Annotated in this window: 10 protein-coding genes; 7 read left to right on the top strand and 3 right to left on the bottom strand. The window is 64.2% G+C overall.

The genetic code is table 11. The annotated features are described in order from the left end of the window. Together pyk and BO1_RS61765 are read right to left on the bottom strand one after the other, a co-directional pair. Complete coding sequence (gene pyk, locus BO1_RS14560) at positions 1-1,419, bottom strand: pyruvate kinase (RefSeq protein ID WP_028218171.1); 1,419 nt, start codon at positions 1,417-1,419, stop codon at positions 1-3. A gap of 608 nt (positions 1,420-2,027) precedes the next feature. Continuing rightward, complete coding sequence (locus BO1_RS61765) at positions 2,028-2,153, bottom strand: hypothetical protein (protein WP_281179185.1); 126 nt, start codon at positions 2,151-2,153, stop codon at positions 2,028-2,030. A 145-nt stretch (positions 2,154-2,298) separates the two neighbouring features. On the opposite strand from BO1_RS61765, the gene BO1_RS14570 reads away from it, so the two are divergent. The 5 genes from BO1_RS14570 (at position 2,299) to BO1_RS14595 (ending at position 9,477) form a co-directional block, all read left to right on the top strand. Beyond that, positions 2,299-4,050, top strand: a complete 1,752-nt coding sequence (locus BO1_RS14570) for an ABC transporter permease (RefSeq protein ID WP_028218172.1) — start codon at positions 2,299-2,301, stop codon at positions 4,048-4,050. A gap of 11 nt (positions 4,051-4,061) precedes the next feature. Then, positions 4,062-5,396: an ABC transporter ATP-binding protein gene (locus BO1_RS14575; RefSeq protein ID WP_043284879.1), complete on the top strand. Its 1,335-nt coding sequence runs from the start codon at positions 4,062-4,064 to the stop codon at positions 5,394-5,396. Between the two features lie 187 nt (positions 5,397-5,583). Further along, entirely contained in the window at positions 5,584-5,988 is a 405-nt protein-coding gene (locus tag BO1_RS14580) for an OsmC family protein (protein ID WP_028218174.1), read from the top strand. Between the two features lie 466 nt (positions 5,989-6,454). After that, positions 6,455-7,660: a lytic transglycosylase domain-containing protein gene (locus BO1_RS14590; protein ID WP_028218175.1), complete on the top strand. Its 1,206-nt coding sequence runs from the start codon at positions 6,455-6,457 to the stop codon at positions 7,658-7,660. A gap of 413 nt (positions 7,661-8,073) precedes the next feature. Then, positions 8,074-9,477: a uracil-xanthine permease family protein gene (locus BO1_RS14595; RefSeq protein WP_028218176.1), complete on the top strand. Its 1,404-nt coding sequence runs from the start codon at positions 8,074-8,076 to the stop codon at positions 9,475-9,477. A 38-nt stretch (positions 9,478-9,515) separates the two neighbouring features. Here the strand turns inward: BO1_RS14595 and BO1_RS14600 are convergent, their stop codons facing one another. After that, positions 9,516-9,923, bottom strand: coding sequence for an SRPBCC family protein (locus BO1_RS14600; protein ID WP_028218177.1), 408 nt, complete (start codon positions 9,921-9,923; stop codon positions 9,516-9,518). Between the two features lie 258 nt (positions 9,924-10,181). On the opposite strand from BO1_RS14600, the gene BO1_RS51140 reads away from it, so the two are divergent. Both BO1_RS51140 and BO1_RS14610 read left to right on the top strand, forming a co-directional pair. Beyond that, positions 10,182-11,582 (top strand): NAD(P)-binding protein, encoded by a 1,401-nt coding sequence (locus tag BO1_RS51140; protein ID WP_043284883.1) that lies wholly within the window; start codon positions 10,182-10,184, stop codon positions 11,580-11,582. Positions 11,583-11,621: 39 nt separating this feature from the next. Then, entirely contained in the window at positions 11,622-14,384 is a 2,763-nt protein-coding gene (locus tag BO1_RS14610; RefSeq protein ID WP_028218178.1) for a UPF0182 family membrane protein, read from the top strand. Positions 14,385-14,410 lie beyond the last annotated feature (26 nt).

Below are 14,410 nucleotides of genomic sequence, written 5' to 3' on the forward strand. Positions count from 1 at the left end.
TCAGCCCGTGATCTTCGCGATCTGCAGCAGGTTCGTCGTGCCCGATTCGCCGAACGGCAAGCCGGCCGCAATCGCCACGAGGTCGCCTTCACGGCCGAAGCCTTCGCTCACCGCCGCGCGGCATGCGAGGCCGATCATCTCGTCGACGTTGGACGCCTCCACGCGCGGCACCGCGTGAACGCCCCAGGTCAACGCGAGGCGGCGTGCAACCGTCTCCGAAGGCGTCAACGCGACGATACGCGACGAGGCACGCTCGCGGGCCGCCCGCAAGCTCGTGAAGCCCGAGCTCGTATAGGTGACGGTCACGGCCGGCTCGATCAATTGCACGGCCTTCCTGAGCGCGCAGCAGATTGAATCGGCGACCGTCGCATCGGCGCGCGTGTGCGAGGCGTCGATCTGCTCGCGGTAAGCCGGGTCGCGCTCCACGCGCTCGATGATGCGGTTCATCGTGGTGACCGCCTCGAGCGGGAACTTGCCGCTCGCCGATTCGGCCGAGAGCATCACCGCGTCGGCGCCTTCGTAGATCGCGCCGGCGACGTCCGAGGTTTCCGCACGCGTGGGCACCGGCGAATTCGTCATCGATTCGAGCATCTGCGTCGCAACGACGACCACCCGGCCGACGCGGCGGCATTCGCGAATGATGCGGCGCTGCAACTCCGGAATCTGCTCGGCCGGCAGCTCCACGCCGAGGTCGCCGCGTGCCACCATCACGCCGTCGCAGCGCTGGACGATGCCTTCGAGGTGATCGATCGCCAGCGGCTTCTCGAGCTTCGCCATGATCCATGCGCGGTCGCCGATCAGCGCGCGCGCTTCCTCGATATCCTCCACGCATTGCACGAACGAGAGCGCCACCCAGTCGACGCCCAGCTCGAGACCGAACGCGAGATCCGCGCGGTCCTTCTTCGTGAGCGGCGAGATCGGCAGATGGGAGCCCGGCACGTTCACGCCCTTGCGGTCGGAAATGCGCCCGCCCGCCAGCACGACGGTCTCGGCGAAGCTATCGCCCGACTCTTCCACGCGCAGACGGATCTTGCCGTCGTCGAGCAGCAGTTCCGAACCCGGCTTGATGGCCTGAAAGATCTCGGGATGCGGGAGCGGCGCGCGCACCTGGCTGCCCGGCGTCGTATCGAGGTCGAGACGGAAGCGAGCGCCGACGGCGAGTTCCGCGGCGCCGTTCTCGAACGTGCCCAGGCGCAGCTTCGGCCCCTGGAGATCGAGCAGGATGCCGACCGGGCGGCCGTATTCCTGCTCCAGGCGGCGAATTTCCGCATGACGCTGGCTATGATCGTCGTGCGTGCCGTGGCTGAAATTCAGCCGGAAGACGTCGACACCGGCCTCAAAAAGCGCGCGGATGACCTTCGGGTCCGAGCTGGCCGGCCCGAGCGTGGCTATGATCTTGGCATTACGATTTCGCTTCATTTCCTCTCCGCGGACTACGTTGCGCCGCGCCCCACCGATGCGGGGCACGCGAAACTCATGAACGTTCGTCAGTGTGGGGCTGCACACATGAGACTCTGGGATCTGCTCCGGCGCGCTGGCGCGCCGGGCTGCGGGGCGTGAGGTTCGAATGCGGGGAGGGTAAAAAATGCCGCTCGGCCCGGATAGCGCTGGAAAACCCCTGGAACGGGGCGAAAATCGCGCAATGGCTTGTCGATCAATGCTTGCAGGCGGTTATCCCTCGCACGCAATACTGATTTCCCGCGAAGGGCATTCCAGGCGTCCCGGCGTTCTTCTATGATGACGCCCCAAGCCAATCGCCGATCAAAACATCTGCATAACTAACTGGATATATCGATTGGCGGCGGCGCACGCGCGAACCTGCAGGCGCCCCCTTCCGGCCACGGCGCTCCACACGAATAGCACTACCGTTCGCCAGATGCGGCCAGAAGCATTGCGAGGGCCGGGTTGAGCCGACCGCTTCGCCACCCGAGCGCTCGAACCACCGTTCCACTGGTGAGACGCAGCGACTTACCGGGACCCACTACTGGAAAGATGCGCGTGAAGGGCGGACACGGGACCCGCCTTGTCTACCCCCCGCCGGACGCTCGCTCGCGCTCGTCGTGCTGCGCGGGCGCATCGTGGTGAACGGCAGCGAGCAGGCAGGAGACGGCGAACTGGTGCTGTTCGAGCGCACGGGCACACGCTGCTTTCATAGGCTCTGCAAAATTCCCGTCACGAATGTGGGCCAATATCAGAAAATTCGGCACTGCTCGGACACGGTCGCGAGCTGAATAATTGTCATAAGTATTACAGAACGATTTCACTCTCCACGAACACTCGTCGTCCAGGAGACCAGCGATGGAGTTCAGTTTCAATCTGAACCGCACGGCGAACATTTCCGCTCAGCGGTTACTCCCGAATGCATGGGACTTTGTGGCCTTTCCTCTGATCATCGGGCTGATTGCGATGGCGTCGATCGGCTTTCATCAGACGCTTGCGCCCATGTCGACGCTGAAGACCCAGGTGATCTCGCTCGACCCCGCGATGTTGCCGGAGTATGCGATGCGCACCACGCTGCGCATGCTCGCGGCAATGATCGCCTCGCTCGTCTTCACATTGACTTACGGCACGCTTGCAGCGAAGAGCCGCCGCGCCGAAAAGGTGCTGGTGCCGATCCTCGACATCCTGCAGTCGGTGCCCGTGCTCGGCTATATCTCGTTTACGGTCACGTTCTTTCTGTCGCTCTTCCCAGGGCGCGTGCTCGGCGCAGAACTGGCCGCGATCTTTGCGATCTGGACGAGCCAGGCCTGGAACATGACCTTCAGCTTCTACCAGTCGCTGCGCACGGTGCCGCGCGATCTCGACGAGGTCTCACGCGGTTTTCACCTGACCGGCTGGCAGCGTTTCTGGAAGCTGGACGTGCCGTTCTCGATGCCGGGCCTCATCTGGAACATGATGATGTCGATGTCGGGCGGATGGTTTTTCGTCGTCGCCTCCGAAGCCATTACCGTAGGCAACAATACGATTACGCTGCCGGGCATTGGCGCGTATCTGGCTCAGGCGATCAGCGACAAGAATCTGCACGCCGTCGGCTGGGTGATCCTCGCCATGACGGTCGTGATTCTTGCATACGACCAGTTGCTGTTCCGGCCGCTCGTCGCGTGGGCCGACAAATTCCGCATGGAGACCACGAGCTCGGGTAACGCGCCCGAGTCCTGGCTGCTCGACACGATGCGGCGCACCCGTTTGATCCACCGCCTGCTCATGCCCGCGGGCGTGCTGCTCGCGACAGCAGCGCGGATTCCGGTTCACCTGCCCCTGCCAGATACCAAAGGTGCCGGCCGTTCCGAGCGGCAGTCGTCGACGCGCGTCGGCGACATCATCTGGGGCATCCTCGTACTGCTGCTGACCGTCTATGTCGTCTGGCGGGTGGTCGCCTACGTACGCACCGGTGTCACGCTCGACGAGGTCGGCCACGTCTTCGTGCTCGGGCTGATCACGCTGTTGCGCGTGGTGCTGCTGATCGCGATTTCCTCCGTGATCTGGGTGCCGCTCGGCGTGCTGATCGGCCTGCGTCCCGCGCTCGCCGAGAAGATTCAGCCGCTCGCGCAATTCCTCGCGGCGTTCCCGGCGAACCTGCTGTTTCCGGTGTTTGTGATCGTGATCGTCAAGTACCACCTGAACCCGGACATCTGGCTCTCGCCGCTGATCGTGCTCGGCACGCAGTGGTACATCCTTTTCAACGTGATCGCCGGCGCCACCGCCTATCCGAACGACTACAAGGAAGCGGCGAAGAACTTCCACATTCGCGGCTGGCAATGGTGGCGCAAGGTGATGCTGCCCGGCATCTTCCCCTACTACGTGACGGGCGCGATCACAGCTTCCGGTGGCGCATGGAACGCGAGCATCGTCTCCGAATTCGTGCAATGGGGCGACACCAAGGTCGTCGCCCACGGTCTGGGCGCCTATATCGCGCAGACCACGGCCGCCGGCGACTTCCCGAAAATCATTCTGGGCATCGCGGTCATGTCCCTGTTCGTCACGCTGTTCAACCGCACGTTGTGGCGTCCCCTTTATGCCTATGCCGAATCCAGGCTTCGACTTGATTGAGAGGGCATCCCATGCAATACGCTAGAACCATTACCGCCGACGTGCTCGAGGCTTCGCCGCGCCTCGGCGAGCAGATCCTCGACGTGCAGCACGTCAGCCGGGGCTTCGACAAGAACCAGAGCGAGCTGCTGGTCCTCGACGACGTGAACCTCTCGCTGCGCGAGGGCGAAATCGTCGGGCTGCTCGGCCGTTCGGGCTCGGGCAAGTCCACGCTCCTGCGCATCATCGCCGGCCTCATCCGGCCGACCAGCGGCGACGTGACCTACATGGGCAAAGGCCTGCACGGACCGGCCGAAGGCGTGGCGATGGTGTTCCAGACTTTCGCGCTGTTCCCGTGGCTCACCGTGCTGGAAAACGTCGAAGCCGGCCTCGAGGCGATCGGCGTGGGCCCCCAGCCGCGGCGCGAACGTGCACTGGCGGCCATCGACCTGATCGGCCTCGATGGCTTCGAGAACGCCTATCCGCGCGAGCTCTCGGGCGGCATGCGCCAGCGCGTGGGCTTTGCACGCGCGCTCGTGGTCGACCCCACGCTGATGCTGATGGACGAGCCGTTCTCCGCGCTCGACGTGCTCACGGCGGAGACGCTGCGCACCGACCTGCTCGACCTGTGGACGCAGCGCCGCCTGCCGATCAAGTCGATACTGATCGTCACGCACAACATCGAAGAGGCGGTGTTCATGTGCGACCGCATTCTCGTGCTCTCCTCGAATCCGGGCCGCGTCGTCGCGGAGATCAAGGTGCCGTTCGCGCATCCGCGCAACCGGCTCGATCAAACGTTCCGCAAGCTCGTGGACGACATCTACGCAAAGATGACCGCGCGCCAGACCGGCGAGGTCACGAAGAAGGCGCTCGAACTCGGCTCCCGGCTGCCACAGGTGTCCACCAATCTGCTGGCCGGTCTGATCGAGACGCTGGCCGCGGAACCGTACAACGGCCACGCGGACATGCCCGAGATCGCACGGACGTTGCAGCTCGAGATCGACGACCTGTTCCCGATCGCGGAAACGCTCCAGCACCTCGGTTTTGCCGACGTCAGCGAAGGTGACGTTTCCCTCACTCAGGCTGGCCGCAAGTTTGCGGAGTTCGGCACTCAGGAACGCAAGATGATGTTCGCCGAGTATCTGCTGCGCAACGTGCCGCTCGCGGCGCGCATCAAGAAGGTGCTGGACGAGCGCCCAGGCCACCGCGCACCGCGTGTGCGCTTCGAGCAGGAACTCGAAGATTTCCTGACCGACGGTGCGGCAGAGGAAACGCTCGACGCCGTGATCGACTGGGGCCGATACGGCGAAGTTTTTTCGTACAGCGACAAGACCGAGAATTTCAGTCTGGCCGACGTAGAGACCTGATCGATCGCCGGGGGCGCACAGCAGGCTCTGAATCGACCCAGCCTGACGAACAGGCGCGCGTCGATGGCACAATCCTTCTGTCCGGCACATTGCTCGTGCCCGGCTCCCCCGACTCAACCAGCGCCTCTCGCCGCCCGCTTGCGGACGCTTGCCGGCCCGAGAAACGCCTCGCACCGAGGAATCCGTCATGCCGCTCGCCACCGCCACCGCTCGCCTTGCCGCCGATGCGCCCAACTACGTCGTCGCCCTCGAGGCCGGCCGCCACGCGCTGACCGGCGACGAAGGCCCGCACGAAGGCGGCGAGGATCGCGGCCCGGCGCCGTTCGCGTTGGTGCTCTCCGGGCTTGCCGCCTGCACCGCCGCCACGCTGCGCATGTACATGCAGCGCAAAACCTGGCCGAACGCGACGATCGGCGTGGAAGTCAGCCTGCACGCCGAGCAGGACGGCACGCAGTACATCCGCCGCGGCGTGACCGTCGCTGGCGTGGACGAGGCGCAACGCGCACGGCTTGCCGAGATCTGCGAGAAGACGCCCGTCACGCTCTTCATCAAGCGCGGCACGCGCATCGACACGACGCTGAGCGCCGCGTGAGGCAAGTCAAACCATTCGGTATCCTGATTAAATAGACGTACAAACGACGGGTATCCGCGAGTTGAATGCCGGAGCATACGATTTGCGATTCAGAATGCATATAAATCGCTCCGGCATTAACGCCTGTCACGGTCATTAATCCGCGTATTTTTTGCCGAAATAGAATTTTCACCATCATTTCAGCAACAAATACCGATAAGCGCTTGCCGCGCGCATCGTCATTTAACAATCTCTATTAACCAGAACGGTTCAGCGATTCAATTCTCCGATAAAATCCGTACCCGAGAATCGGATGAAAGAGTCATCCGCACAAGAATTTGAATGAAAAGGGGCGTGATGGACGCGCAAGACCGGGTAGCGGGCCTCTCGGGGGAGAGGCTTCTTGCAGGCATGAGAAAGCGGCTTTTCGACCAGCCGCACGCGCCGGTTATCGCGAGCCTCGCGACACGCGCCGGCCATTAAAATCATGCAGTACCGAAAATCAGCCTCGTTGCGCCATTATCTGCCCATATGGCTGCCCGCCTCGCTGGTGCAGGCCGCCATGCTGTGCGCAGTGCCCTCCACTGCCCGTGCCGATTGCATCGACGATGCGGCATCGTTTCAGCACGTCAATGTGAGCCTGATGCGTGCCATTGCCCAGGTGGAATCGGGCACGCAAACTCACGCCGTCAACACCAATAGCGACGGCACGGTCGATATCGGCCTCATGCAGATCAACAGCTCCTGGCTGCCGCGCCTCGCGCGCGAAGGCATCTCGGAGCAGAGCCTGTTCGATCCGTGCACGAATGCGTACGTCGGCGCATGGATACTCGCGGAGAATATCCGCCAGTACGGCCCCACGTGGAGCGCGATTGGCGCCTACAACGCCTCCTCGCCCGACAAGCGTCTCGCGTACGCCCGCAAGGTCTACGCCACCGCGCAATCCATCACCCGCTCGCCGGACTCGCCCATGCCCATCCTTCCGCCATCCTATGTGCCGCCCGAGGGCTATAACCCGTTCGCGACGCTGCAGGTCAATCAGGTCAAGATGAACACGCCGCACGGTGCGCAAGCCACACCGGCATCGGCACCGGGAACGCCGGCCATCTCGTCGGCCGCGCCGGGCGCCTATAACTTCGGCTGGATCATGAGCGGCGCGGACGCGGCGAAACCCGTGCAGGTATTCGACGACGGCACCAGGGTCTATGTCCAGTTCAGCGACATGAAGCACGTGCCGGCCATCTTCGCGGAAACGCCGCGCGGGCGCGTCGTGCTGCGCTGGGAGGCGCAGCCGCCGTATGCCGTCATTGCATCGCCGGAGCGCAAGCTGGTCTTCCAGATTGGCTCGGCCGAGGCAATCGCGCAGAAGACGAGCGCGGGCGCAGCCACGGGAACCACGACCGCGCAATCCCCGGCGGCGGACCAGAGCGCCGCGCCGAAGACCGCCGCCACGCGCGGGGCGTCCAGCGTATCGACGGACGCGCTCTGGTATGTCACGGCGTCGTCGCCGGGCAAAGCGCCTGCGGCGAGCTTGCCGGCGCCGCAGGCCAACGTGGGCACCGCACAGACCGCGCCGGCAGGCGCGCAGCAGACCGCACAAACAACACAAGCGGCCAGCACCAGCCCGACTCCGGCGCCCAAGCCGCAAGCGAGCGCCCCAGGTACCAGCGCCCTCTGGTACGTCACGAAGTGACCTTCCCGCGCGGCACGCCGTGCTGAATGTCGAGGGGCTCGAGCAAGCATTGCTTCGTTGAACTGAGGATTGATTCTCGATCTCGGGATTTTTCTCACGTCCCTGACCACGCCTGGCTGGGCGCCGGTCAACAGGCCGATGAAGTCGTCGAGGGTGTGATCGGAGTGGCCGATCGTGAAGAACGGAAGCGTCATGTGTCGCCTTCGGCTCAAAGCAGTGGAACAACCCGGCCCCGCGATTCCTTGCCGCCGCAATCATATGAATCGACTTATTCGATGCATCGCGCTGCACGAATAGTGTGCTCCGTTCAGTATGCCCCGCGTTGCTTTTCGAGGCGCAAGCACGGTCTTGCCGTTAAAATCTCGCACTTTCGTGCCTTTTCCCTCTTCACCTTCCCTGACCGCCGTTCCCCGATGCAGCCTGCCGCCTCCAGCCAACCCGCCGCCCAACCCGCTTCGCGCGGCGCCGCCGACGACGCCGAACTCGCCCACGACCTCGTCTACGGCCCCGACGACCGGCCCGCCCCCACCCTCGCCTTCGTCGCCGCCCTGCAGCACCTGCTGGCCATCATCGTGCCCATCGTCACACCGGGCCTCCTGATCTGCCAGGCACTGGGCGTCTCTAGCCGCGACACCACGCTGATCGTCTCGATGTCGCTCGTGATCTCCGGCATCGCCACCTTCCTCCAGTGCAAGCGCTTCGGGCCGCTGGGAGCGGGCCTGCTGATCGTGCAGGGCACGAGCTTCAACTTCGTCGGCCCGCTCATCGCGGGCGGCAGCCTGATGGTCAAGCAGGGCACGCCCGTCACCACGGTGATGTCGGCGATCTTCGGCGTCGTGATCGCCGGGTCGTTCGTCGAAATGGGCGTCTCGCGCATCCTGCCCTTCATCAAGCGGCTCATCACGCCGCTCGTCACCGGCATCGTGGTCCTGCTGATCGGCCTCACCCTCATCAAGGTCGGCCTCATCAGCATGGGCGGCGGCTACGGCGCGATCGCCAAGGGCACCTTCGCGAACCCCGAGAACCTCACGCTCTCCTGCGTCGTGCTCGCCACCATCATCGTGCTGAACCGCGTGCCCATCGTCTGGGTGCGCAGCACGGCGCTCGTGATCGCGCTCGCGATCGGCTATGTCGTGGCCGGCGCCATGGGCCGCCTCGACTTCACCGGCGCGCGCGAAGCCGCCCTCTTTCAGATTCCGACCCCGTTGCACTTCGGCCTCGGCTTCTCGTGGTCGCTGTTCGTGCCGATGCTGATCATCTACCTCGTCACCTCGCTCGAAGCCATTGGCGACGTCACGGCCACCAGCAAGATCTCGAAAGAGCCCGTCGAAGGCCCCGTGTGGATGCGGCGCATCAAGGGCGGCGTGCTCGTGAACGGCGCCAACTCGCTGCTGGCCGGCGTGTTCAACACCTTCCCGAGCTCGGTCTTCGCCCAGAACAACGGCGTGATCCAGATCACCGGCATCGCGAGCCGCCACGTAGGCATCTGGATCGCGGGCATGCTCGTGGTGCTCGGCCTGTTTCCACCGGTCGCCGGCGCGCTGCAAGCCGTGCCCGAGCCCGTGCTGGGCGGCGCGGCCATGGTGATGTTCGGCGCGGTGGCCGCTTCGGGCATCAACATCCTCGCCGGCATCCGGCTGGACCGCCGCGCGCTGCTGATCATCTCGGTCTCGCTGGCGCTGGGCCTCGGCGTCTCGCAGGTGCCCGAGATCCTGGCGAGCCTGCCGCACGCGCTCAAGAACGTGCTGGAGTCGGGCGTGGCCACGGGCGGCATCTGCGCGCTCGTGATGAACTGGTTCCTGCCGGAAAAATCGTAACGGCTTCACGCCTGGCCGCCGGCTGGCGCGGCGATGCCTCAGGCGGACGCCAGCACGCCCTGAAGCCGCCCGATGACACCCGGCCAGCCACGGCCCATGCCCTCGTATGCGCTCTTGCCCATCGGCGCATCCAGGTCGAATCCCTTGTGCTCCAGCGTCAGGCGCGTGCCTTCGCCCTCCGGCACGAGGCGCCACGTGATCGTGGTGTTCAGCGCGCCCGCCGCGAACGTGCAGGCGAACAAGCGCTCGGGCTCGACGGCAACGACCTCGCAGGGCTGCTGTCCCCACGGCCCCATGTCCAGCGTGAACCGGTGCCCCACGCTCGCGCGCACGTCGCCGGCGGCCCACCACTTCGCGTGAATGACCGGATCGGTCAGTGCGGCCCAGACGCGCGCGCTCGCGTGAGGCAGGTGGCGGGTCAACTCGATGTTGCCGGGTTCCGTCATGTCTTCTCCTGTTGTGTACGGATCGGTCGATCCGTGTCGGGAAATAGCTCCGAAACACTAACACTCATTGCTGTCCTGGGTTGCCGCAGCGGGTCAACTGATCTCACTTCCCGCCCCTGTCATTTGACGGCGACACTCGCTCGTTTTACTCCTATCCTCATAGCAAGCCTTAACGAATCACACGCCGTTGCAGCCTTGTGCAATTCCCCCGCACAACCACGCGACCCTGTCCATGTGCAATGACGGCGGCAGCGAATAATGTCAGATGAAACGCTGGAAACGGACTATCTCGTGGTCGGTGCTGGAGCCGCCGGGATGGCATTTGCCGACGCGTTACTGACGCATTCCGACGCAACCCTGACCATTGTCGATCGCCGCCACGCGCCTGGCGGACACTGGATCGACGCTTATCCCTATGTCCGTCTCCACCAGCCGTCCGCATTCTATGGCGTGAGCTCCATGCCGCTTGGGCAGGACGTCCTCGATACGGCAGGCACGAATGCGGGCTACTACGAACTCGCCGGCGCCGACGAGATTCGCGCTTACTTCGCTCACGTCATGCACCACTGCTTTCTGCCGAGCGGACGTGTCCACTACTTCCCCTGCAGCGAGTACCTCGGCAATGACCGTTTCGTCTCGCAGGTCGGGCAAAGGTCATGGCAAGTGCGTGTGCGGCGCAAGGTTGTGGACACCACGTATCTCGAAGGCACGGTGCCCGCAACGAGCGCGCCTCCTTTCGAAGTCGCAGACGGCGCTCGTTGCATTCCCGCAGGGGCTATAGCGCGCATCACGGAGCGGCCGGAGCGTTTCGTCGTCATCGGTGCGGGCAAGACCGCCCTCGACACCTGCGTGTGGCTGCTCGAACAGAACGTGCCCGCGTCGTCCATCCGCTGGATCAAGCCCCGGGAGGCCTGGTGGATGAACCGCCAGTTCCAGCAACCGCTCGCGCAGCTGCCGGTCTCTTATCGCGGCATGGCGATTCAGCTCGAGGCAATGGCCCAGGCTGCTTCCATCGACGATCTCTTCGCCCGGCTCGAAGCGGAAAAATTCTTCCTTCGCGTCGATCCCGGCGTCGCGCCCAGCATGTTTCGCGGCGCGGTAATCAGCGAGGCCGAATTGGCGTTGTTGCGCGAGATCCGCGATGTCGTGCGTCTCGGCCACGTACGCAGAATCGAGCGCGATGAGATCGTGCTCGACGAGGGCCGCGTGCCCACAAGCGAGGCGGCGGTGCATATCCATTGCGCGTCGAGAGGGCTGATGCGCCGCCCCCTGCGCCCGATCTTCGAGGCGGGCCGCGTAACCATCCAGCCTTTCCTGTGGGGGTTCGCATGCTACCAGTACGCCATGCTTGGCGTGATCGAGGCCCTGCTGGAGAACGACGAAGAGAAGAACCGGCTCTGTCCGCCGATCGCGTATTGGGATGCCAACGTGGACTATCTGAGCGCTTTCCTCTCGACGCTCGCGAGCGAGCGCGCACGCATGGCCTGGCCGGCGCTTGCGGGCTGGGCAAAGGAGACGCGGCTCAACCCGTTCGGCGCCATCTCACAGTATCGCGATGCGCCGGATGTCATTGACGCGCGGGAGCGCATCAAGCAACACGCCGCGGCGGCGGTCGGCAATCTGGCGCAGCTCCTCATGGCGAACGCGGCCCCGACGTAGATCGCTTCTTCGATGCCGGCGGCCAGCACAGGAGGAACTATGCGCTCGGGAGCGAAGCCCGGCGGGCGCCTGAGACGGTATGCAATCACGGCGATCGCCATCGTCGCCGGTCTGATCGTCGTCGGACGCATCACCGGCATCCTCGTCGACTGGCTGTGGTTCGCTTCGATCGGCTATAGCGGCGTTTTCTGGACGGTCTTTTCCGCGAAAGCACTGCTGTTTGCCGTCGTGTTCGCCGTCTCCGCATGCGCCCTGGGGCTGTCGGGGTTTCTGGCGCATCGTTACGCGAGGGGCGTCGCCATCTTGCGGGCCGTGGCAGCCCGTCCGTCCGGTGCAACCGAATTCACCGGCGATCTGGTCGAACTGGCCGAACTGGTCGCGCCGCGCATTCGCTGGCGCTTCAGCATTGCCTGCGCCGCGGTCGTCCTGGGGCTCATGATTGCCGCCAGCGAAATCTCGAGCTGGGACGTCGCCCTTCGCTTCATTTATCAAGTGCCAGTCGGCGAGCGCGATCCCGTTTTCGAGCGGGACATCGGCTTTTATCTCTTCTCGCTCTCCGCGTATCTCGCGCTCAAAAGCTGGCTGCTGTGGCTGATCTTCTGGAGTGCGATCGTTGCGGGTGCTGTCTACGGGCTGCGCGGCGACATCGCGCTGGAGCGGCCGCCCCGGACGCTCTCGTCCGCCGCCATCACGCATGCTTCGGCACTGCTCGGCTTGTTCTTCGCGGTGAAGGCCTGGTCGTGGTGGCTCGAGCGCTTTCTGCTGCTCTATGGCGACAACGGCGTAGTGGTCGGCGCGAGCTATACCGATGTGCACGTCGAGTTGCCGGTTCTGTGGATGCTGGTGGGCCTGGCGGCGGCCTCAGCCGTCGCCCTCTGGATCAACATGCGCCGGCGCAGCTATCTGCAGCCCGCCGTGCTCGTGCTGCTCGTATTCGGCAGCGCGTTTGTGTTCGCGGTGCTCTATCCCGCGCTGTTTCAGCGCTTCTATGTCAAGCCGAGCGAGCTGAGACTGGAAACGCCCTATATCGCCCACACGATCGCGCTCACGCGAGAGGCTTATGGCCTCGCGAAGATCGAGGTTAAACCGTTTGAAGCCGAGCAGGGATTGACGCTCGACTCGCTGCAGGCCAATCGGGCGACCATCGACAACATCCGGCTATGGGACGTGCAACCGCTGCTCGATACCTACGCGCAATTGCAAGAGATCAGGACTTACTACAAATTTCTCTCGGTGGACATCGACCGCTATCAGCTCGACTCCGGCTATCGGCAGGTGATGCTGTCGGCGCGCGAACTGGATCCCGCGATGCTGCCGCCCAACGCCCAAACCTGGGTGAACCTGCACCTGATCTTCACACACGGCATTGGCGTCGTGATGTCGCCCGTCACCGAGAAGTCCACCGAAGGCTTACCCTCTTTCTATCTGCGCGATATTCCGCCCGTCTCCAACGGCGGCCCGGTCATTCGCGAGCCGCGTCTCTATTTCAGTGAAGGCGGGCAGGATTACGTCATCGTGAATGGCAATGTCGCTGAATTCGACTTTCCCAAAGGCGCCGACAATGCCTACACGACATATAGCGGGCGCGACGGCATCGCGATCGGCGGTGCGGCGCGACGCATGCTCTTCGCCTGGCAACTCGACGATCCCAACATCCTCCTGAGCGGCTATATCACAGACCAGAGCCGCATCCTGCTTCACCGCAATATTCAGGACCGCGTACGGATGATCGCGCCGTTCCTGAGCCTGGACCACGATCCCTATGTTGTCGCAAGCAACGGGCGTCTGTTCTGGATACAAGACGCCTACACGGTCAGCCAGTGGTTTCCTTACTCGCGGCCCGGTTTCGGCAACGGCGCCAATTACATCCGCAACGCGGTCAAGATCGTGGTCGACGCCTACAACGGCACGGTCGACTTCTACGTCAGCGATCCCGCCGATCCGCTCCTGCGCACCTACGCGCGCGCCTTCCCGGGTGTGTTCAAGCCGTTGGACGCGATGCCGCCCGCGCTGCGGCAGCATATCCGCTACCCCGAAGATCTGTTCCTGATCCAGGCGCAGCTCTATCGCGCCTGGCACATGGATGTGCCGGAGGTCTTCTACAACCGCGAGGATCTGTGGCAGTTTCCCCGCGAGCTGGTCGGCATGGATGGCGAGGGCGCCGCCACCACGATGCCACCGTACTACACGATCATGCGGCTACCCGGCGATGCACGCGCCGAATTCATCCTCATGCTGCCGATGGTGCCGAGCCAGCGCGAGAACATGATTGCCTGGCTAGCGGCGCGTTGCGATTCCCCAGGGTACGGCAAGCTCGTCGTCTATACGTTCCCCAAGGACAAACTGGTTTATGGGCCGTTTCAGATCGAAGCGCGCATTCAGCAGAACACCGAGATTTCGCAGCAGATCTCGCTGTGGAATCAGATGGGCTCACGCGTCATTCGCGGCCATCTCGTGGTGGTGCCGATCGAGAACTCGATCCTTTACGTGTCTCCGCTCTATTTGCGCGCGGCGTCCGGTCAGTTGCCGGAGTTGAAGCGCGTGATTGCCGCTTACGGCGACCGCGTGGTGATGGAGGACACCCTGGGTGAAGCGCTGGCGGCGCTCTTCAAGGAGACCGCGCAGGCGGCATCGCCACCGCAAGGCACCGTGGACGCCCGCGCGCGCGAGGCGCTTGCCCACTATGACCGCGCCATCGAGCGCTTGAAGGCGGGAGACTGGAGCGGCTTCGGCGCGGAACTGGATGCCCTGCGGCCGTTGCTCGAAGCACTCGGCGCCGGCCAGTCCGCTGGGCGGAAGTGACCTTGCGGACATGTTAATCTCTGGTA

Source organism: Paraburkholderia oxyphila NBRC 105797 (genome assembly GCF_000685075.1).
Taxonomy (GTDB): domain Bacteria; phylum Pseudomonadota; class Gammaproteobacteria; order Burkholderiales; family Burkholderiaceae; genus Paraburkholderia; species Paraburkholderia oxyphila.